Annotated in this window: 23 protein-coding genes and 1 tRNA gene; 9 read left to right on the top strand and 15 right to left on the bottom strand. The window is 36.3% G+C overall.

What is annotated here, in order from left to right; genetic code table 11:
- Positions 1-122 precede the first annotated feature (122 nt).
- The 6 genes from ACN5J7_RS04775 to ACN5J7_RS04750 form a co-directional block, all read right to left on the bottom strand.
- Positions 123-398, bottom strand: a complete 276-nt coding sequence (locus ACN5J7_RS04775) for an ATP-dependent Clp protease adaptor ClpS (protein WP_311941300.1) — start codon at positions 396-398, stop codon at positions 123-125.
- 68 nt (positions 399-466) lie between these two features.
- Complete coding sequence (prmA, locus tag ACN5J7_RS04770) at positions 467-1,303, bottom strand: 50S ribosomal protein L11 methyltransferase (RefSeq protein ID WP_418603029.1); 837 nt, start codon at positions 1,301-1,303, stop codon at positions 467-469.
- A gap of 133 nt (positions 1,304-1,436) precedes the next feature.
- Positions 1,437-2,186 carry a triose-phosphate isomerase gene (gene tpiA / locus ACN5J7_RS04765; RefSeq protein WP_418603028.1) on the bottom strand — a complete coding sequence of 250 codons (750 nt, stop codon included), beginning with the start codon at positions 2,184-2,186 and terminating at the stop codon, positions 1,437-1,439.
- Positions 2,187-2,268: 82 nt separating this feature from the next.
- Positions 2,269-2,760 carry a TlpA family protein disulfide reductase gene (locus tag ACN5J7_RS04760; RefSeq protein ID WP_418603027.1) on the bottom strand — a complete coding sequence of 164 codons (492 nt, stop codon included), beginning with the start codon at positions 2,758-2,760 and terminating at the stop codon, positions 2,269-2,271.
- Positions 2,761-2,853: 93 nt separating this feature from the next.
- Positions 2,854-4,176, bottom strand: a complete 1,323-nt coding sequence (locus tag ACN5J7_RS04755; RefSeq protein ID WP_418603026.1) for a BT_3928 family protein — start codon at positions 4,174-4,176, stop codon at positions 2,854-2,856.
- Between the two features lie 88 nt (positions 4,177-4,264).
- On the bottom strand, positions 4,265-4,804 hold the full coding sequence (locus ACN5J7_RS04750) for a DUF1599 domain-containing protein (protein ID WP_311941277.1): 540 nt from the start codon (positions 4,802-4,804) through the stop codon (positions 4,265-4,267).
- 206 nt (positions 4,805-5,010) lie between these two features.
- On the opposite strand from ACN5J7_RS04750, the gene folP reads away from it, so the two are divergent.
- The 4 genes from folP to ACN5J7_RS04730 all read left to right on the top strand — a co-directional run bounded on the left by folP (position 5,011) and on the right by ACN5J7_RS04730 (position 8,169).
- A complete protein-coding gene (folP, locus tag ACN5J7_RS04745) occupies positions 5,011-5,841 on the top strand; it encodes a dihydropteroate synthase (RefSeq protein WP_311941274.1) in 831 nt (276 codons plus the stop codon).
- A gap of 33 nt (positions 5,842-5,874) precedes the next feature.
- Positions 5,875-6,555, top strand: a complete 681-nt coding sequence (locus ACN5J7_RS04740; protein ID WP_418603024.1) for a hypothetical protein — start codon at positions 5,875-5,877, stop codon at positions 6,553-6,555.
- A 36-nt stretch (positions 6,556-6,591) separates the two neighbouring features.
- Positions 6,592-7,377: a diadenylate cyclase gene (locus ACN5J7_RS04735; RefSeq protein ID WP_311941268.1), complete on the top strand. Its 786-nt coding sequence runs from the start codon at positions 6,592-6,594 to the stop codon at positions 7,375-7,377.
- Between the two features lie 147 nt (positions 7,378-7,524).
- The gene (locus tag ACN5J7_RS04730; protein ID WP_418603022.1) at positions 7,525-8,169 is read left to right on the top strand and encodes a DUF3667 domain-containing protein; all 645 of its coding nucleotides are present in this window, start codon (positions 7,525-7,527) and stop codon (positions 8,167-8,169) included.
- On the opposite strand, the gene ACN5J7_RS04725 is transcribed toward ACN5J7_RS04730, so the two are convergent.
- The 4 genes from ACN5J7_RS04725 to ACN5J7_RS04710 form a co-directional block, all read right to left on the bottom strand.
- Positions 8,166-9,932: an ABC transporter ATP-binding protein gene (locus tag ACN5J7_RS04725; protein WP_418603021.1), complete on the bottom strand. Its 1,767-nt coding sequence runs from the start codon at positions 9,930-9,932 to the stop codon at positions 8,166-8,168. The genes ACN5J7_RS04730 and ACN5J7_RS04725 overlap by 4 nt on opposite strands.
- Positions 9,933-10,676: a tRNA pseudouridine(38-40) synthase TruA gene (gene truA, locus ACN5J7_RS04720; protein WP_418603020.1), complete on the bottom strand. Its 744-nt coding sequence runs from the start codon at positions 10,674-10,676 to the stop codon at positions 9,933-9,935.
- Between the two features lie 318 nt (positions 10,677-10,994).
- On the bottom strand, positions 10,995-11,519 hold the full coding sequence (locus tag ACN5J7_RS04715; protein WP_418603019.1) for a sigma-70 family RNA polymerase sigma factor: 525 nt from the start codon (positions 11,517-11,519) through the stop codon (positions 10,995-10,997).
- 363 nt (positions 11,520-11,882) lie between these two features.
- Positions 11,883-12,644: a YoaK family protein gene (locus tag ACN5J7_RS04710; protein ID WP_418603018.1), complete on the bottom strand. Its 762-nt coding sequence runs from the start codon at positions 12,642-12,644 to the stop codon at positions 11,883-11,885.
- 185 nt (positions 12,645-12,829) lie between these two features.
- Here ACN5J7_RS04710 and ACN5J7_RS04705 point away from each other — a divergent pair, with 185 nt between their 5' ends.
- Positions 12,830-13,321, top strand: a complete 492-nt coding sequence (locus ACN5J7_RS04705; protein WP_311941247.1) for a metallophosphoesterase family protein — start codon at positions 12,830-12,832, stop codon at positions 13,319-13,321.
- Positions 13,322-13,473: 152 nt separating this feature from the next.
- A complete protein-coding gene (locus ACN5J7_RS04700) occupies positions 13,474-13,902 on the top strand; it encodes an FKBP-type peptidyl-prolyl cis-trans isomerase (protein ID WP_418603016.1) in 429 nt (142 codons plus the stop codon).
- A gap of 256 nt (positions 13,903-14,158) precedes the next feature.
- Here ACN5J7_RS04700 and ACN5J7_RS04695 read toward each other — a convergent pair whose 3' ends face one another.
- The gene (locus ACN5J7_RS04695) at positions 14,159-14,569 is read right to left on the bottom strand and encodes a DUF4293 domain-containing protein (RefSeq protein WP_418603015.1); all 411 of its coding nucleotides are present in this window, start codon (positions 14,567-14,569) and stop codon (positions 14,159-14,161) included.
- Between the two features lie 196 nt (positions 14,570-14,765).
- Here ACN5J7_RS04695 and rho point away from each other — a divergent pair, with 196 nt between their 5' ends.
- Complete coding sequence (gene rho / locus ACN5J7_RS04690; protein ID WP_418603014.1) at positions 14,766-16,406, top strand: transcription termination factor Rho; 1,641 nt, start codon at positions 14,766-14,768, stop codon at positions 16,404-16,406.
- 304 nt (positions 16,407-16,710) lie between these two features.
- A complete protein-coding gene (locus ACN5J7_RS04685; protein ID WP_311941234.1) occupies positions 16,711-17,139 on the top strand; it encodes a hypothetical protein in 429 nt (142 codons plus the stop codon).
- A 20-nt stretch (positions 17,140-17,159) separates the two neighbouring features.
- Here ACN5J7_RS04685 and ACN5J7_RS04680 read toward each other — a convergent pair whose 3' ends face one another.
- The 4 genes from ACN5J7_RS04680 to proS form a co-directional block, all read right to left on the bottom strand.
- Positions 17,160-17,519 (bottom strand): hypothetical protein, encoded by a 360-nt coding sequence (locus ACN5J7_RS04680; RefSeq protein WP_311941231.1) that lies wholly within the window; start codon positions 17,517-17,519, stop codon positions 17,160-17,162.
- A 141-nt stretch (positions 17,520-17,660) separates the two neighbouring features.
- On the bottom strand, positions 17,661-17,912 hold the full coding sequence (gene rpsT, locus ACN5J7_RS04675; protein WP_311941227.1) for a 30S ribosomal protein S20: 252 nt from the start codon (positions 17,910-17,912) through the stop codon (positions 17,661-17,663).
- A 28-nt stretch (positions 17,913-17,940) separates the two neighbouring features.
- Positions 17,941-18,012: transfer RNA gene (locus ACN5J7_RS04670), tRNA-Glu, on the bottom strand.
- 149 nt (positions 18,013-18,161) lie between these two features.
- Positions 18,162-19,640 carry a proline--tRNA ligase gene (gene proS / locus ACN5J7_RS04665; RefSeq protein WP_418603013.1) on the bottom strand — a complete coding sequence of 493 codons (1,479 nt, stop codon included), beginning with the start codon at positions 19,638-19,640 and terminating at the stop codon, positions 18,162-18,164.
- A gap of 100 nt (positions 19,641-19,740) precedes the next feature.
- Here proS and ACN5J7_RS04660 point away from each other — a divergent pair, with 100 nt between their 5' ends.
- Positions 19,741-20,757, top strand: a complete 1,017-nt coding sequence (locus tag ACN5J7_RS04660; RefSeq protein ID WP_418603012.1) for a hypothetical protein — start codon at positions 19,741-19,743, stop codon at positions 20,755-20,757.
- Positions 20,758-20,759 lie beyond the last annotated feature (2 nt).

Raw genomic sequence — 20,759 nt, 5'->3', positions numbered from 1 at the left:
AGTCAAATTTAATGTCATATTGAGCTTGTTGAAATATTTTTAACTTATTGATAATCGAGATCGGTTTCGACAAGCTCAACCTGACAAATTAAATGGAAAGGACTTTTTAGACAGCCTCTTTTTTATACAATTTCGGCGCTTAAACCCGCTTCCAAAAGTAGGGAACAGCGTGGTTTTAAGTCATTATACTCCCCTGTTTTAACAGTGCATTTGCCTTTGTAATGTACAAGTATTGCACATTGTTCGGCCTGTTCTGGTGTATGCTCACAGGCATAGATAAGCGTCTCGATAACATGATCGAAGGTATTAACATCGTCATTGAACAATACAATTTCATTTTGAGTAACTACTTCTTCCTTTAAAAGTAATTCTTCTAATGTTTTTTCTTTTGTACTCATAAGTCTGTTATCTCGCAGGCATTTCCCTTAAGGGAAAGCATTGCTTATTTATTGATTAATTTATACTACTAATTTAAAAATTTTAATGAAACCCAATTGTTTCTTTCCAATTTTTCTGCAAATTTTAACATATACTTTTCGCACTCTGCCTGTATAATAGAAATGTCATCGGCATAAAATCCGCTTAAAAACAGCATCCCGTTTTTGTTTAAACATGCCGTGTAAGTTTTCATGTCTTGCAACAAAATATTCCGGTTGATGTTGGCAATAATTATATCGTACTTTTTGTTTTTTAACAAATTCGCATCGCCTTCTAAAACGGTAATGTTTTTACAATTATTACGCTCGACATTCTCAAGACTGTTTAGGTAACACCAATTATCGTAGTCTATCGCGTCAATGGGTTTTGCGCCTTTTATTTCGGCTAAAATGGCCAAAACGCCCGTACCACAACCCATATCCAAAACCGATTTATCTTTAAAATCGTTGTTTAAAATATGTTGAATCATCATGTGCGTGGTTTCGTGATGCCCAGTGCCGAAACTCATTTTGGGTTCTATAATGATATCGTATTTGGTATTGGGTTTTTGGTGAAATGGTGCACGAACCGAACACAAATTATCAACAACAATAGGGTTGAAATTCTTTTCCCACTCTTCGTTCCAGTTGGTTTGCTCGATGTCTTCGAACGTATAAGAAATCTCGAATTCATCGGAATTCAATATTTGAATATCATCAAGAATATCTTTTTGCCATTCGTTTTTTTGGATGTAGGCCGTAACGCCGTCTTCGTTTTCCACAAAACTTTCAAATCCGGCGTAACCCAATTCTGCAATTAGGATTTCGGTTGCTGGCTGCAATGGTTGTACTTTAAAGTAATAGCCTATATATATTGAATTTGACATTGACATTGGTGTTTATTTTGGCGGACAAGCGCGTTAGCGATTGCAGTGGCATCCTTTTTTGAGGCACGAGAAAAAGATATAACGGAAAGCGCGACCCCGATTTTTGATCGGGGTAACGCCTTAAAAAAATATTTTAAAACGCATTCACAATAGCAAAAAAATCGTCGGCATTAAGTGCCGCACCGCCAATTAAACCGCCATCGACATCTGGTTTTGAGAAAATTTCTTTGGCATTGTTGGGTTTACAGCTTCCGCCGTAAAGGATAGATACACTGTTGGCTAAATCGTTTCCGTATTTATTTGCTAATGTTTTTCTTATATAGGCGTGCATGTCCTGTGCTTGCTCTGGGCTTGCCGTTTCGCCGGTGCCAATGGCCCAAACGGGCTCGTAGGCCAGCACGACGTTTTTAAACGCATCGGCATCTAAATGAAATAGGGCGTTTTTAATTTGGTTTTCGACCACGTGCTCTTGGTTGTTGGATTTTCTATCGGCCAACTCTTCACCAAAACAGAAAATAACACGCATGTTGTTTGCCAAGGCCGTATCGACTTTTTTGGCCAATGTTTCGTCGGTTTCGTTAAAGTAGGCACGACGCTCGCTATGACCCAAAATAACCGTTTTAACACCCACACTTTTTAACATAGAGGCACTGATTTCGCCCGTGTATGCACCACTTTCGGCAAAGTGCATGTTTTGCCCTATAACCTCGATATTGAAATCTCTTAAGCTGTTATAAGCTTGCCATAGGTTGGTTGCCGCTGGAGCAATCATAACTTCGGCGTTGGTTGTTTTGTTTTGTGCTTTTAAGGCTGTGATTAGAGTTTCGGTTTGAGATAAATCGTTGTTCATCTTCCAGTTTCCTGCTACAATTTGTTTTCTCATCAGAATGTGTGTTAAATGTTATATTTTGAAGTGATTGTATTTATTGTCTGAATAAAATCATATCGTTATTTAGGCAAAAATACTATTTTTTTATGGCTACAATTAATTTATCGTCGTCTGCTTTTACGGCTTTAAATAATTCTATGTTTCCTGTTTTATTTATTACCATATATCTAGGAATCCAATCTAAATTTACAAAATCGCCAAAAGGGCCTTTCCAACCGGACTGCATAAAGTAGTGTTCGCCGTTAACATTGTATTTTTCAATACCTTTTTTCCATGCATTCTGGCTTTTATCCAATGATAAAAACACATAAACCGCCTCTTTGTATTCGGATTGCAATGCCTTTACTTTTGGCATGCCTTCTAAACAGTCTTTACACCACGATGCCCAAACATCGATAACGATTGTTTTGCCTTTATGGGTTTCCAGAATGTCGTTGAATGTTGTATTGTTGCCCTCTAAGGTTACGAAGGTATCGTTTAACGCTTCTTCTGAAAATTGTGTTGGCACCTCTGTATTGCAACTAAACACACAACATAATAGGATTAGGGTATAGATTGTTTTTTTCATTTTATTTGGAGAATAACTTATGGTTTTAAAGGTGTTTTAGATTTGGTTTTGTTGTCACTAACTCACGAATGTTCTTTAATGACTTTGAATTACTTAATCTTTTTCTAACTCTACATTCATAAAACCATCGTAATTGCTGTTATTGGCTTTATTTATCGAATCCAGAAGTTCTTCATCTATGGAATATAAATAGTTTTTATAAGTTTTACTAGCCAAAACAGAGTCTAACTTTTCTTTAGTGGAAACCTCACCACCTACCACGTAAAGAATGTTTTTTATTTCAGCCCTTTCTTGTTTGGGTTCAATTTTCCGTTCTACTTCGGGCAACTGCAAATCGTCTATATCGTTCCAGTGGAGTTTTTGTTTTACCGTTCCAGCATCCAATTCTAAAATACCAGGGTTCGAGCGCACTACGGTTTTTAGCGCTTTTTCGTCGCATAAATACCACTCGAAATCTAAATTATAGGCTTCGTTAATACGCTGTTTTGCATCGTTACCAGAGGCTGTTATACCGATAACCTTATAGCCTTTTCTAACAGCTTCATCGGTGGTTGCCTTTAATTTTAAAGCGCCTTCTCGTTCAATTTTTTCCAAACTGTAGGATACAATAACGATTAGATTTTCCTGACTTAAAAAGTGTTCGGTTAAATCTTCATCATCCGTTTCAATTGAAAAATCTAAAATCGGTGGCTGATAGCCCTCCCTGATAACTTTGGTTTCTACGCCAACGTATTCGCCATCAACGGTTGGATAACTGCCATCGGTTACAATTTCTGTTTCTTCGCCGTTGACGTTAAATGTCCACGTAAATTCTTGTATGGCTTTTGGCGCATCGTCTGGAATACGCATACCTTCGGCTATATTGTTTCCAATTTTATAAGCTCTAAAATCGATTGCTGGTAAATGCATAAGCACATGGTACCCAAACCACAAACTGAAAATAAAGCTCAACAGAGCCAAAATTGTTGTTGGGAGTTTACTGAATATGGGTTTTATATGTTTTAATCCGAAGAATAAAATGAGAATAAAAAACAGCAAAATAAGGTCTTTTGTAAAGCTTTCCCATGGTGTGAGTTTTAAGGCATCGCCAAAGCAACCGCAGTCTTTTACCTTATCGAAATAGGCCGAGTAAAAGGTGAGGAATGTAAAAAAGACAATCATTGCCAACAGGCTCCAAACGGTAAATTTTGGTTTGTAACCAATAAGCAAAAACACGCCTAAAACCACCTCGAACACCACAACGATTACCGAAATACCCAAAGCATACGGAATTAAAAACTCCATATTTAAAACGTCTGCGCTAAAGTATTCCTCTAGTTTATACGAAAACCCTAACGGATCGTTTAACTTAATTAACCCCGAAATAATAAATAAAACACCAACGAATATTCTACTTAATGCTACTAATATTTTCATAAATTTTGTCATTCCTGCGAAAGCAGGAATCTTTTTAATTGAACCTTAATTTTTATAAAGTGAATTCTTGCATTCGCAGGAATAACAGTTATTTTTCTTTCAAATGAATTAAAGCAAAAACCGCATAATTAATCATATCTTGATAATTGGCATCAACGCCTTCGCTTACCAAGGTTTCGCCTTTATTGTTTTCAATGGTTTTAACGCGTAACAATTTTTGCAAAATCAAATCGGTTAAACTACTCACGCGCATATCGCGCCATGCTTCGCCGTAATCATGGTTTTTATCCTCCATGAGTTTTTTGGTAATTGCCGCTTGTTCGGTGTATAATTTTGTGGCTTCTTCGGTAGTCATATCAGGCTGTTCAACCACGCCTTTTTCCAACTGAATAAGTGCTATAATACAGTAATTTACAATACCGATAAATTCGCTTACTTCGCCTTCATCAACCTTTCTTACGGCATTTTGCTGCAAGCTTCTTATACGCTGTGCTTTAATAAAAATCTGGTCGGTTAATGACGGTAAACGCAGTATTCTCCATGCACTGCCGTAGTCGCCCATTTTTTTAACAAATAAACTTTTACAGGTATCCATCACGGCATCGTATTGTTTTGAGGTATCTTGCATCTATAATATCAATTTTGCGTAAATTTCGCTTAAATTGTTCAAAGTTCAAAGTTGAATGGTCAAAGTTTTAAAAGTTGCCACGAATACACGAATAATTTTTTTTGTATTGATGCTATACTCTGGGATTTGCTTTTTATTTTTGATATAAATTTGATATAATTATTTAACCAAAGAAAAAGCATTCGTGTATTCGTGGCAAAAAAACTATGACTATAAATTGCAAACGCCAACTCATTGATTTATCATCGCCAAAAGTGATGGGTATTTTAAATATCACGCCCGATTCGTTTTACGATGGCGGTAGTTATAAAAATGAAAAAGATATTTTAAATCAGGTTGGAAAAATGTTAACCGAGGGCACTACATTTATTGATATTGGCGCATACAGTTCGCGACCAAATGCCGCCCATGTAAGTGAAACCGATGAGTTAAAACGCATATTGCCCATTGTTAATTTGATTTTAAAGGAATTCCCAAAAACATTACTTTCTATTGACACCTTTAGAAGTGCGGTGGCAAAACCCTGCATTGAAGCTGGTGCTTGTGTGATTAACGATATTTCGGCAGGGAAATTAGATACTAACATGCTGCCAACCATTGCCCATTTAAAAGTGCCGTACATTATGATGCACATGCGCGGAACACCACAAAACATGCAGCAGCACACCCAATACGATAATTTGATAAAAGAGATGTTGTTTTATTTTTCTGAACGCATTGCAGCGGCCAAACAATTGGGGATTATCGATTTAATTGTTGACCCTGGTTTTGGTTTTGCGAAAACCACCAAACAAAATTTTGAAGTTTTAAGCCAATTGGAATTATTTCAAATATTGGACAAACCCATACTTGCCGGAATATCCAGAAAATCGATGATTTACAAAACTTTAGAAACCTCGGCTAAAGATGCTTTAAACGGTACCACGGTTTTAAATACGGTGGCGTTGCAAAAAGGGGCATCTATTTTACGGGTGCACGATGTGAAAGAAGCTGTTGAAAGTATTAAATTAATTCAAAATTTAGAAGTTAGAAGTTAGAAGTTAGAAGTTAGAAGTTAGAAGTTAGAAGTTATGAAACATACTTTTTTATTGATTGCGATTCTTTTTTTCTTTTCCTGCGGAAAAGATAAAGTGGTTTTGCTCCCCGAAATAAGTCATTCTGAAATCACTGAGATCCTCGATGTTTCCCCGGCCTATTTATTTTATGATGAAACTCAAAAAGACAGTGTAGAGCTGAATAGAAAAAATTTAATCGTCACCACAAATTGGTTGGTAAATGTCGATAAGCGACTAACGCTAAAACAAGCCATTCCGCATATTACATTCCTTCAAGAAAAAAAACGAAATTCCAGCCATAAAAACGAAAACGCTAAAAACTATTTTACATGTAATGATATTAGTAGAAAGAACTTAGGGTTTATTGAGTTTACGGATGTATTTTATCATGTGGAATCTTCAAGTGATTATTTTAATAAGAATTCAAATTTAAAACCTTCGGAATCCTCAATCGGAATCAATGTCGATTTTAATAATAGCATTACAATCATAACCCCGGATTCTGATCCCTTTATAATTCAAACAAATAAAGAAAATGTAATCAATGATTTAAAAAAGGTGATTCCCAATACAAAAACGGTGTATCTGAACTTCAATAGCGCATTGACTTTTCAAGATTATATTTCATTGAAATCATTAATTTTATCACTGGAAAATAAATCCATCCACATTTCAAACAACGAATTTATTTATTAACCCTTTTTTACTAAATTTACCAAAACCCACTTGCCTTTGGAAATTTTTAAAGACCTTTTAAAATTTACGGTTGTCGATGTTATCGATGTTATTTTGGTCGCACTACTACTCTACTACATTTACAAACTTGTAAAAGGCACTGTTGCCATCAATATTTTTATTGGTATCATTATTATTTACTTGGTTTGGCGATTAACGGATTTTCTGGAAATGGAACTTTTAACCAGCATTTTTGGTGGTTTTATTAAAGTGGGTATTATTGCTTTAATAGTGGTGTTTCAACCGGAAATCAGGAAGTTTTTGCTCATGGTGGGCTCCACAAATTTTAGCAGGCGGCGTAAATTTTTACAGCAATTCAGCTTTATAAAAACCGAAACGGGTGACGAAACAAATGTCGATGCCATTGTTTCGGCCTGTGTTAAAATGGGCGCTTCAAAAACGGGTGCTTTAATTGTTTTTGAGCGAAATAACAATCTGGATTTTTTATCGGCTTCCGGCGACGAAATGAACATTAAAGTCACGCAACCCATTATTGAAAGCATATTTTTTAAAAACAGTCCGTTACACGATGGTGCGATTATAGTGAGTAATAATATTGTAAAAGCAACGCGAGTTATACTTCCTGTAAACAACGAAAAAAGCATTCCCAAACGTTTTGGTTTACGCCATAGGGCCGCTATTGGCATTACCGAAAAAACCGATGCCCTGGCATTGGCTGTTAGTGAAGAAACCGGACATATCTCCTATTTTAAAGATGGTGAATTTGTGGTTTTTAACAATACCAACGAGCTTAACGGTATGATTAAAAAAGATTTAGCATAAGTGAATTGTAAAAACTGCAATACAATATTATCCTCAGAAAGTGACTATTGCTACGTTTGCGGTGGCAAAGTGATTAGAAGCAGACTTACAATTAAAAATTTATTTGAACACATTAGCGAAACATTTTTTAATTACGACAATAAACTTTTGAGAACGTTTTTATCGCTTTTTTCAAAACCCGATGATGTTATTGGTGGTTACATTAATGGTACGCGTAAAAAATACGTTAATGTTATTAGCTACTTTGCATTGGCTATAACAATTACTGGATTCTATCTTTTTGTTTTAAAGAAATATTTTCCTGAAACCATTGATTATTCCATATTATCGCCACCTGGACAGGAAGAATTTCAGAAAAAGAATGTGAGCTTCGTACAAGAGAATATGTCGCTTTTTATGATGCTATATGTACCGCTTTATGCATTAATGACACGCATTTCGTTTGTTGGCTTAAACAAATTTAATTACACCGAACTTCTTGTGGTTTTTTTGTATCTGCAAGCTCAAATGTCTATTGTTACAGCCATAGCTAGCATCTTGTTTTCTTTGTTTGGGATTCACCAAGGCATTTTAAGTTTGGTTTTTACACCATTAATGGTTTTATATACCGCCATATGTTTAAAACAATTGTATGGCATAAATACTAAAACCATAATTTTAAGAACACTTTTGTTTTTTGCTGTTCTCATTGTGGTTTTTATAATAATTTCGGTAGTTATGGGAATATACATGTTTTTTAATGGCGATTTTCAACAAATGATCGATGCCCAAAAAGCCGCTAAAGGTAGTTAAGCCACTTCCTCTTTTAAAAACTGTACTTCGTAAAGGTTTCTGTAATACCCGTTTTCTTTTTTGAGTAGTTCGTCGTGCGTCCCTTGTTCAACAATTTCACCAGCATCCATAACTAAAATTTTATCGGCTTTTTTAATGGTTGCCAATCGGTGTGCAATAACAATTGACGTACGCCCTTTGGTAATTTTATCGGTGGCATTTTGAATGAGTTGCTCTGAATATGAATCGACCGACGATGTCGCTTCATCCAACACCAAAATACTCGGATTGGTTACGTAGGCGCGCAAAAACGAAATGAGTTGGCGCTGACCCGAAGACAGCATCACACCTCGTTCCTTTACATTATAATGATAACCTTTTGGCAAGCTCATTATAAAATCGTGGATGCCAATATCCTTTGCAGCTTGTTCCACATCGGCTTCGGTAATTTCGGGATGGTTAAGTGTAATGTTATTCAAAATTGTATCGGCAAATAAAAACACATCTTGTAAAACAACCGCAATTTGGGTTCGCAAAGATTCTAAAGTCACTTCCTTTATGTCAATCCCATCAACCGAAATGACACCATCCATAATCTCATAAAACCGATTTAATAAATTTATAATGGTTGATTTTCCTGCGCCAGTGGCACCCACTATGGCCACCGTTTCTCCAGCTTTTACATTAAAGGAAACCCCTTTTAAAACGGTTTCGTCTTCAACATAATTGAAATACACATTTTTAAATGCAATATCACCGTTAAAATTTTTAGCTATATGCGTTCCGGTATCGTCAATTTGCGAGGTGGTATCAAGCACTTTAAACACGCGGTTTGCGGCTACCATACCCATTTGCAACGTATTAAACTTATCGGCGATTTGCCTAAGCGGTCTAAACAACATGGGGATAAACATGATAAAAGCGATTAAGGTTCCTTTGGTTACGCTGCCTTCCAAAACCACATTCAATCCGCCGTACCAGGCTACCAAACCAATGGTGATAGAACTTGATAAATCTGCTAAAGGAAAAAAAATGGAGTTGTACCAAACGGTTTTTAACCAGCCTTTTTTATGGCGTTCGTTTATGGCTTTAAATCTTTTATACTCTGTGGTTTCGCGGGTAAATAATTGCAAGATTTTCATGCCCGTTAAGCGCTCTTGTACAAAGGAATTTAAATTAGAGACTTCGTTCCTCACTTCCTCGAAGGCTTTTTTCATGTATTTCTGAAAAATACGAGTGGCGTATAACAGCAAAGGCAGCATGATAAACACGATTAAACTTAATTTTACATTCGTGTAAACCATAAATCCGAAAACAACAAACATGGTAAGTAAATCCCTGAAAATCATAAACAAACCCTGCCCGAAAATATCGGCAATACGCTCCATATCTGTAACGGCTCTTGTGATTAAAACACCTACCGAAGAATTATCGAAATACTTCATTTTAAAACGAAGTAAATGGTTAAAGAGTTTTACACGAACGTCCATCACCAAATTTTGCCCCAACCACGCCGCATAATAAATAAAAGACAGTTGAAATACCGTTTGCAAAATTAAAACCCCAAGCATAATAGCTATGTAAAACAGAAATTTATCCGGGTTTGCACCTGCAATACTATCGTCAATGGCGAACTGTGTTAATTTTGGCGTTGCAGCTCCTAAAATAGCCAGCAATATCACCATCAATAACAACCCAAAAAACACCACTTTATAAGGTTTTATATATTGAAAAAGACGCTTGAATAATTTTACGTCGAAAATATGTTCTTTCTTTTTAGTCATTTACAATTTTATATCGTCCGGATATTCAATTTTTGTTAAATATAAGGCATGTGCAGGTACCGAAAAACCAGCTTCACTCCTATTTTTAGATTTTATAATTGCATGCAAATCATCAATAGTCGTTTTGCCCAAACCAATGTTAACCATCGTGCCAACAATGGCGCGCACCATGTTACGCAGAAACCTATCGGCTTGTATCGTAAAACGAAGCTCGTTATTTTCCGTAACCCAAGCCGCTTTCATAATATTACAATAATACGTTTTTACATCGGTATTACTTTTCGAAAAGCATTGAAAATCTTTATAATCCAATAAAATTTTCGAAGCTTCATTCATTTTTTCAATATCCAAATCCTGCTTCACATAAAACGTATCGTTAAAAGTAAAAACGTTTTTTTCCAAAGTTATTCTGTATAAATAAGTTCTGCTTAGGGCATTAAAACGCGCGTGGGCATCGTCTTTCACCCTAAAAATGTTATGGACGGCAATGTCTTTTGGCAAAAACGAATTGAGTTTAAAAATGAAGTTACCATCAAGCAGCACTTCATTAAAATCAAAATGCGCAAACAATTGTGAGGCATGTACGCCTGTATCGGTTCGTCCCGCGCCCATAACAGAAACGGGGGTTTTCAACAAGGTGGATAAAGCGCGCTCCAAAACTTCTTGTACCGATATGGCTTTAGGCTGGTATTGCCAACCATGATAAGCACTGCCGTTATAAGAAAGTTCAATAAAATACCGCAATTTATCTATCGTTTTTTTGAAATAACAAAGATAGACAGATTTGTTATTCCACCGAAAACAGTTGTCTTAATTAAATATTAAAAGATGTTTAGTTGTTACTTCGAGTGATTTCGATTTTTATCGAAATTGTATCGAGAAGTTGGGCGTTACCCACTTTTGCTTTTAATGGCAAAAGTGCGTCGGGCTTTCACTACTCGCTTCCTCCTAACGTCGGCGAGCTCAAACAGTTAGCCTGCGGTGAGCGCAGTCGAACCGTTCTATCCCTAACGCGCTTGTTTGCACACTTTGTGCTTTTAGAGAAGACTTCGTGTTTACCAATTACACTTTGCAAATAGCGCAATTAGATTCTCCAATTAACTTACCGTTTTTATCGAGTTCGAATTTGCAACATTGGTTAAATTTATTCTTTAAAATACCTTTCGCTCTTTTAACGCGGGCTTTTACGTTTTCAAGGCTTATATCCAATGCTTGGGCAACGTCTTTTTGTTTTTTGCCCCGTATATAAATCAGTTCAATCACTTGTTTGTAAATTTCGGGCAAATCATTTATAAACTTGTCAAAGCAGCAAATGTGCTCGTATTGTTGCAAATCAATATCCTTAACAGCGCCCAATTTGGTCGCGTCACTGGATTCTTTATTAAAGTGATTGTTTATTTCGTTTCGAGCAATCTGAAAAACCCAAGCCTTCACTTTTTCCTCCTTTTTCAACTTGGGTAAATTAGTGTGAATTTTCAAGAATGCATTTTGGAAAACATCGTTTGTAACCTCTTTATTTTTCACTTTTTTAAGAATGAAAAAATAGAGCTCATCACTGAAATTATTCCATATATTTTGAGTTTCCATATTCAAAAATAAGTAAAGGCTGGTTTAAAAACCAACCTTTATTAAATTTAGCAACAGGTGCATTTATCACATTCGCATTTCGTACACGGGCAGTTGTTTTCCAAGCAATTTCCGCAATTGCATTTTGTACAATCGCAGTTTGTGCATTTACAATTATTCATAATTTTTACATTTTATGGTTCATTATGTAGACTAATAAACATCGTAAAAGATACATTTTTTTATAAATTATTTTTGGGCGGCCAATGGGTTTAACGCTATCTTTTTTTATACCAAAACAAGGTGAGTTAAAATGCTTTGTTTCAATCGTTAACCGGAATAAACTGTTTTCTCTGACAAAATCAACAAAAATTCCCCCGCTCATTAAACCAACTTATTCTTGGCTTTATACCGTTGTTTTTGGTTAAGCCTTCTTTTAGCTTTTATTAATCGATACCTTATATTGTTATAAAATAAACTCATCAGCAAAATCAACGCGCCAAAGAGCAATGTGTTTAATTTCCAATCAAGTTCGGAATAAAAAAACCCACCAACCAACCCACCGGCAAAAAAGAATGAAATAATATAAATCCTTAGTTTAATATTGGCTTTTAGTTTTTCTCTGTGCGGATATAAATTCGGAAAGAACATTTGCGAAATTTCAATCCCTAAATCGGTAAAAAGACCTGTAAGATGCGTGGTCCTTACTACGGCATTTGAAATTTTAGTAACAAATGAGTTTTGAAGCCCCATGGCAAACAGCAGCAGGCACACGACTAAATCTGAAGATACCATTTCAATAACATTACTTAAAAGCCCGATGGATGTTAAAATTAAACATTCAATTAATGTTGGAAGAAGAAAAACGTTTAGCTTTTTATTTTTTCTGAATTTTATAATGAGAAAACTGGATGAAAATGACCCAAAGAGAAACGAAAAAATGTATAGAAAATATACGGTGCCTCTCCAAAATTCAAAATCTGCAACATCATTTATAAACTGTGAAAAATGCCCCGTAACATGTGTTGTTAACTGTTTGAAAAACAAAAATCCTGTAACATTTACAATGCCCGCAACAAAGGCCAGAAAAGTGGCAATTCTCAGATTGTGTATTAAAGTCCTGCTTCTCCCTTGATGTCTAAACATTCTGTCTTCATTTAGTTTGGTGCTTTCAAATGGCACACGATGTCTCTTACGGAATAAATTGCAATAAAATTATTTATAGCCGACGGTAAACGAATTTAGAGTTTTTTTCTGATAAAGTCAATAAAGAACCTTCATCAAATAAAACAAATAGTTATAACTTTACAGCTGTAACACGATTTTTATCAATGACCAAAATATTGCTTCTTTCCGATACCCACAGTTATATGGACGACACCATTTTAAAATACGTAAAACAAGCTGACGAGGTTTGGCATGCCGGCGATATTGGCGATTTAAAAGTTACCGATGCCATAAAAAAACTAAAACCTTTACGGGCGGTTTACGGCAATATTGATAATACAAAAATTAGAACGGAATTCCCCGAGCACAACCGGTTTATGTGCGAAGGTGTTGATGTTTGGATAACCCATATTGGCGGTTACCCAAAAGCGTATAACGTTAGGGTTCGCGATGAAATAAGATTGAATCCGCCACAACTGTTCATCTGCGGACATTCGCACATATTAAAAGTAATGCCCGATAAAAAACTGAATTTACTGCACATGAATCCGGGGGCGGTTGGCAAGCATGGGTTTCATAAAAAACGTACCATGTTGCGTTTTACCATCGATGGAAAAAAAATAGATAACTTGGAGGTTGTAGAATTTCCGTCGTAAATACAGTATCATAAAAAGCTTCTCGTTTTACCTCCTATGTACAAGTGTGTTTATGTTAATTTTTTCACAAACCCCAGCATTTATTGATTAATAAATTGGCAGACGATTCATAAATTGTAGTTTTGCAGCAATTGAAAAAAAGTAAACAAATTATGAGTCAAGTAAAAGAAAATGATACTGTAAAAGTACATTACACAGGAAAATTAAATAATGGTCAAATTTTTGACAGTTCGCTGGAAAGAGAGCCTTTAGAAATTACTTTAGGGCAAGGGATGCTAATTCCTGGTTTTGAAAAAGGTATTGTTTCTATGGAATTAAACGAGAAAAAAACCATCAATATTCCTGCAGCAGAAGCCTATGGCGATGTGAGGGAAGACATGTTCCATAAAGTACAGAAAGACCAATTACCACAGGAAATTACGCCGGAAGTTGGTATGGGGCTAGCTTCAAAAAATCCCGATGGATCTGAAGTACAGTTTCGTGTTGCCGAAGTTAATGACGATTATATTATTGTTGATGCCAATCATCCATTTGCAGGGCAAGATTTAACATTCGATTTGGAACTTATCGAAATAAAATAATCATCTGTTTTTAGTAAAAAAACCAAAAAGCTTAGATATTAATCTAGGCTTTTTTTATGCTGAAACCGGATAAAAAATCTCCTTTCCAAAATCCTTACCAAAGGGGAAGTCGCCACTTTCTGTCATGGCAAAAATTTACACAATTTAATATAAAGTTGAGTATTTCCTTCCTTTGGAGGGATTAAGGGAGGCTATAAAAAAAGCCCAAGGTCTTCACCTTGGGCTTACGCACTAATACTACTAAGATATTAGGTTTTTATCGCAATCGATCTACAGATTTTACAAGATCTTCATCCTTCTTAATGGCCTTATTGGCTAATGCCAAAAACACGATAGAAACGATAGGAAGAAGCATCCCAATACCTTTCTCAGAAACCGCCGTTTCTCCAGATACGCTTAGAGATTGATACACAAAAAATCCTATTAAAAAAAAGTTTAATATGATGTTCAGTCGCCCCAACACAAATTGAGACTTCCTGTTTTTATATCTAAATATTGCTACAACTGATAAAAACGCCGATGTTAAAAAGGCTGCAAACACATAATTAATATCGGTTGCAAACACTTTAACACCATCGGATGTCATCCATAATTCAAACACAAAAATCAGTCCCGCAGATACGCCTGCGGCAATTAAAAGATATATGGTTTGTATGCGTTGTAACATAAGTAATTGAAAAACTAGACCGCAAAAATAATAGTTTCTTTTTTAAAATAAGTCCAAAAAAATAAAATAAAGTTGTATAATTGCAGTAATGATTCCCAACAACCACTATTGCAGGTTGTTAATTCTTCAAATTAAAGAAATCATTTTCAGAATATTATCAAAATTATACTCAACATACTTATTCAATTAAACATCAATGTTTGAAATTTCACAATTAAAAGAAAAGAAACTCACTGATTTACAGGAGATTGCAAAAAAATTGAACGTCCCAAAATACCGTTCTCTAAAAAAATTAGATTTAGTTTACCAAATACTCGACCAACAAGCTGCCGACCCAAAAGCAGTAACCGCCGTGATAGAACCCAAACAAACTTCTGAGGCCGACACCAACAAAAAGCCCGAACCAAGAAAACCCAGACAGCGCGTGCAAAAGCCCGCTAAAAACGAGCCTGCGAAACGCGAAGAAAAACCACAAGAAAAAAGCAAAACACCGGAAGTAAAATCAACGGAAGCTTCACCGGAGAAAAAAGAAGAAAGAAAACCAGCCCACAAGCCTAATCCCAGGCCTTCTTCCGATAGCAAAAAGGACAACCCACAAAAAACACATCAAAAAAAAGACAGCAACCAACCGCATAAAAATCAGCATAAAAACCAGAAAAACGGCAATATTGACAAAGGCAATAAGGATAGCAGAAACCGCTATCGGGAGCCAGATTTCGAATTTGATGCCATTATTGAAAGCGAAGGTGTTTTAGATATTATGCAAGATGGCTATGGGTTTTTACGCTCATCAGATTACAACTATTTATCATCACCAGACGATATATATGTATCGCAATCGCAAATCCGTTTATTCGGTTTAAAAACCGGAGATACCGTTTTAGGGCATGTGCGCCCGCCAAAAGAAGGTGAAAAATATTTCCCTTTAATTAAGGTAAGTAAAATTAATGGGCAGAATCCAAATGTGGTTAGAGACCGTGTGTCTTTCGAGCATTTAACACCGTTATTCCCACAGGAAAAATTTAATATAGCCGAAAAACAAAGCACCATTTCAACACGTATCATGGATTTGTTTGCACCAATTGGTAAAGGGCAACGTGGTATGATTGTGTCGCAACCAAAAACAGGAAAAACCATGTTGTTAAAAGACGTGGCCAATGCTATTGCGGCAAACCATCCGGAAGTGTACCAAATGATTTTATTGATTGACGAACGCCCCGAAGAAGTTACCGATATGCAACGCAACGTACGTGGCGAAGTGATTGCTTCAACCTTTGATAAAGAAGCGCACGAACACGTAAAAATTGCAAACATCGTTTTAGAAAAAGCAAAACGACTGGTAGAATGCGGGCACGATGTGGTAATCCTGTTAGATTCCATTACACGTTTGGCGAGAGCCTACAATACCGTGCAACCTGCCTCCGGAAAAATACTAAGTGGTGGTGTAGATGCCAATGCACTGCACAAACCAAAACGCTTTTTTGGTGCGGCCCGTAATATTGAAAACGGCGGCTCGTTAACCATTATCGCAACGGCACTAACCGAAACAGGCTCTAAAATGGACGAGGTGATCTTTGAAGAATTTAAAGGTACCGGTAATATGGAACTGCAATTGGACAGAAAAATATCCAACCGTAGAATTTTCCCGGCAATCGATTTAACATCGTCAAGCACGCGACGTGATGATATCCTATTGGACGACAACACCATTCAACGCATGTGGGTAATGCGCAAATACCTTGCAGACATGAACCCTGTTGAAGCCATGGAATTTATTAACGAGCGTTTCAAACAAACCAGAAACAATGAGGAGTTTTTAATTTCCATGAACGGATAACACAATTAAACAACAGACTAACTCAAATTCAAAAAACCTTAGCACATTAGTGTTAAGGTTTTTTTTGCTATTACCTCGAGTGATTCCGTTTTTTACCGATATTATATCGAGAGGTTGGGCGTTACCCCGAAAAAAATCGGGGTCGCGCTTTCACTACTCGCTCCCTCCTTCGTCGGGGAGCTCAAACAAACCGTTCAATCGCTAACGCGGATTAGCAACTCGTTTTAATATTTTAATAACATTTCAAGTTTAACATTAAAATATTAAATGTATTATCTTGTCGCAATCAACTAACCAAAACAACATGAAAAAAACCATATGCATTCTCACCATCCTTTTTGGTTTAAATGCCGTTAGTCAAAATTTGGAATGTCGAGATTTTAAGAATGGAACATTTATAATGACTATTGAGAAGCCATTACCGTCTGTAACTAAAATCACCCGACGAGGCAACAATCAGACCGAAGTTTTATTGGAAAAGCCAAAAGAGTTAGAAGACATGGACATGCCCAGTAAAGTACATATTACACTTAATTGGATAGACGACTGCACCTATACAGGCAAATTCAACCCAGCCAAAAACAAACTTCTGGATTACCAAAAGTTTATAAATGATAACGGTGGAATTTTGGTCGAAAAAATTAAAATTGAAGGCCGATGTTTCTTCTATCGTTCCACTTTAAAACTTAAAGACGAATCCATAATCATCGATGGTAAAATATGTAAAGAATAAATAATGGTTTTAAAACAAAATCAATAACGATTCAAAAGATCTCTGTATTCTTTCAAGTCCGCAACATTCGATTTATTGTTTAGATTTCCAATAAGCGAAATTAAATATTTAAAACTTTCTACAGGAGTGGTATCGGTTGTTTCAACAGTGCCATCTTCTTCAATTGGCTCATCATTCGGAATGGGTATAAAAAACGAGTTGTTGGCTTCAATATGCTCGTAAGATAACCTAAGCACCTTAACCACTAAAGGGATTTGCTGCTCTAAAGCATACGTTCGCAATGTTTTAATATCATCTATTAAGGTATCCGAATCAAAACCTGTTTTGTCAAGGTCTTTAAGAATTTTATCTATTAATTTAATGGCGTTTTTATTTTCCAAAGGGCTATAATTGATTAACTTTTAATACCTGCAAATTTATATCTTTAAAATGCTTTTCACACTATAACCGCATAAAAAAATCACAAAAAAAAGCTTCTCATTTCTGAGAAGCTTTCAAATATTATAAACCTTTAAAACTAATTAAAGCGCAGCAACGTGTTTTGCCAAACCAGACTTTAAGTTAGCCGCTTTGTTAGCGTGAATTACGTTTTTCTTAGCTAATTTATCTAACATAGAAACTACAGTAGGAAACAATTTCTCAGCTTCCTTCTTATCTGTTGACTCACGTAACTTTTTAATAGCACTACGAGTTGTTTTATGCTGATACCTATTAACCAAGCGTTTCGCTTCGTTACTTCTAATTCTTTTTAATGCTGACTTATGATTTGCCATTTTGTTTTTTTCTATTATTAAAATATTGTAGCCCGTAGGGGAATCGAACCCCTCTTACCAGGATGAAAACCTGGCGTCCTAGCCGATAGACGAACGGGCCATTTGTTTTTAAGTGCGCAAAGATAAGTACTAATACTTAAACTTGCAATACCTTTCAAATAACTCACAATGTTTTCCATTGCGGATGCAAAAATACAACTATTTTCCACTCTTGCAATACCTAAATAAACTTTTTTTAAAAAATTTTATTTAATACGCTTTTGCGAACAATACTCTACGTTTTGAAGGCTTTCCGCTATACACGCAAACCCCGTCTTCGTTTACCGAATCCAACGGAACACATCTTATGGTCGCTTTTGTAAGTTCTTTTATTTTATCTTCTGTTTCCGTGGTGCCATCCCAATGTGCCGAAATAAAGCCTGTTTTGGTTTCCAAAACGGTTTTAAAGTCTTCAAAGGTATCCACTTCCGTAATGTGGTTATTTCTAAAATCTAAAGCTTTATTAAACAAGGATTCTTGAATTTCGACCATTAAACCTTCAACCGTTTCGGTTAAATCACTTATTGCAATGGTTTCCTTTGTTAATGTATCGCGTCTTGCCAATTCAACCGTTCCGTTTTCCAAGTCTCTCGCACCAATGGCTATTCTTAGCGGTACACCTTGTAATTCGTGCTGTGCAAATTTAGCTCCGGGTCTGTGTGTTGTTCTGTTGTCGTACTTTACAGTAATTCCTTTTGCACGCAAATCACCCATAATACCATTTACAACATTGCTAATCGCTTCCAGTTGTTCCTCACTTTTATAAATAGGTACAATTACAACTTGATTTGGCGCTAAACTAGGAGGCAACACCAACCCGTTATCGTCACTATGTGTCATAATTAAAGCGCCCATTAATCGTGTGGAAACGCCCCATGAGGTCGCCCAAACATAGTCTTGTTTACCTTCTCTATTTGCAAACTTAACATCAAAAGCTTTGGCGAAATTCTGACCTAAAAAATGTGACGTTCCTGCTTGTAACGCCTTCCCGTCTTGCATTAAGGCCTCAATACAAAAGGTTTCCTCGGCGCCCGCAAAACGTTCGCTTTCCGTTTTTAAACCTTGTATTACTGGTATGGCCATAAAATTCTCGGCAAAAGTGGCGTACACATTATTCATTAATTTAGCTTCAGCCATGGCTTCAGCTTTGGTTTCGTGAGCCGTATGGCCTTCTTGCCATAAAAATTCGGCTGTGCGCAAAAATAAACGGGTACGCATTTCCCAACGCACCACATTTGCCCATTGGTTGATTAACAACGGTAAATCCCTGTAAGACTGAATCCAGCCCCTATAGGTGTTCCAAATAATGGCTTCGCTTGTTGGCCTTACAATCAACTCTTCTTCTAATTTGGCTTCTGGATCAACTCTTAGTTTCCCCGGTTTATCAGGGTCATTTTGAAGTCTATAATGAGTAACAATAGCACATTCTTTTGCAAAACCTTCAGCATTTTTTTCTTCAGCTTCAAACAAACTTTTGGGCACAAATAATGGGAAATAAGCATTTTGATGTCCTGTCTCCTTAAACATTTTATCCAATTCTGCCTGCATTTTCTCCCAAATTGCATAACCATAAGGCTTAATAACCATACAACCTCTCACGGCAGAATTCTCTGCTAAATCAGCCTTAACAACAAGTTCGTTATACCATTTTGAATAATCTGCTGCTCTACTCGTCAATTTTTTGCTCATATTAATGTTTTGGCACAAATATTGTGATTATGTTAAATAAAAGAAATAGTTCGGCAAAACTAACTATTTTTGTTATGTTCAACAATAAAATTCTGGAGATATGCAATTTAATAACTACCTAAACAGAAAAATACCAATCTTAGCAAGCTTTGTTTTGCTACTTGGTTTATCATCGTGTGGTTCTTATCAATACGTAGGCGTTGACAATGATGGTATTTACGGCACTGTGGAACAACCTGTACAGCAAGAGCAACCTGTTGTAGCGGTTAATGATAATTCGCAAAACAATTATTACCAAAACTACTTTAAGACCAAGGCTTTAGAGTATGAAAATATGGCAAACGATGAGGTGTTTACAGATATCGATTCTTATGTAGGCAATAATTATGTTGAAAACGACTCCATTAATAACAACTATCAAGGCTATGCGGGTTGGGGACAGGATATCAGCGAAATATCGATAAATATTTATCCGAGCTATGGGTATAATTATTGGTGGCACAGACCGTATTATAACCATTGGGGCTATAATGGATGGCGTAATTATGGTTATTATGACTCTTACTGGCACCCTTCTTTTTATATTGGCGGTTTGTATGGTGGCTTTTACAATCCTTATAGATACGGCTACGGCTATTATGGTTACCCCTATAGAAACTACAGATATTACGGAAACAATCGCTACTACAACCGAGGTTTAGCTTATAACGCAAGCAGACGCGGTAGTTTTTCAAACCGTTCAAGTGGCATCAATTCGACCAATTCAAGATATTATAACTCAAGAAGAAGCAGTTCAACCTCAACAATAAATAGAAACAATTCAACAAATTCGCGCGTAGGCACTAATGTGGTTAGACGACGCTCTACAGCAGCTCCGGCCAGAAATTCAACAACAAGGTCGTCTACACCGGCTGTAAGAAGAAACAGAACCTCAACCAGACCTTCAAGCACTTATAATTCTGGAACGAGTAGAAGAAGCTCCAATTCCTCTGCCTCAAGATCATCGTCTAGTAGCAGAAGTTCGGGAACAACTACAAGGTCATCTTCATCAAGTAGCAGAAGTTCTAGTGGCACTAGTAGAAGTTCAAGTAGTTCATCAAGAGGAAGACGCGGATAAAA

The sequence above is a fragment of the Hwangdonia sp. genome (assembly GCF_048381975.1).
GTDB lineage: Bacteria > Bacteroidota > Bacteroidia > Flavobacteriales > Flavobacteriaceae > Hwangdonia > Hwangdonia seohaensis.
The sequence above is the reverse complement of the archived record's forward strand: the minus strand, read 5'-3'. Positions and strand labels throughout refer to the sequence as shown.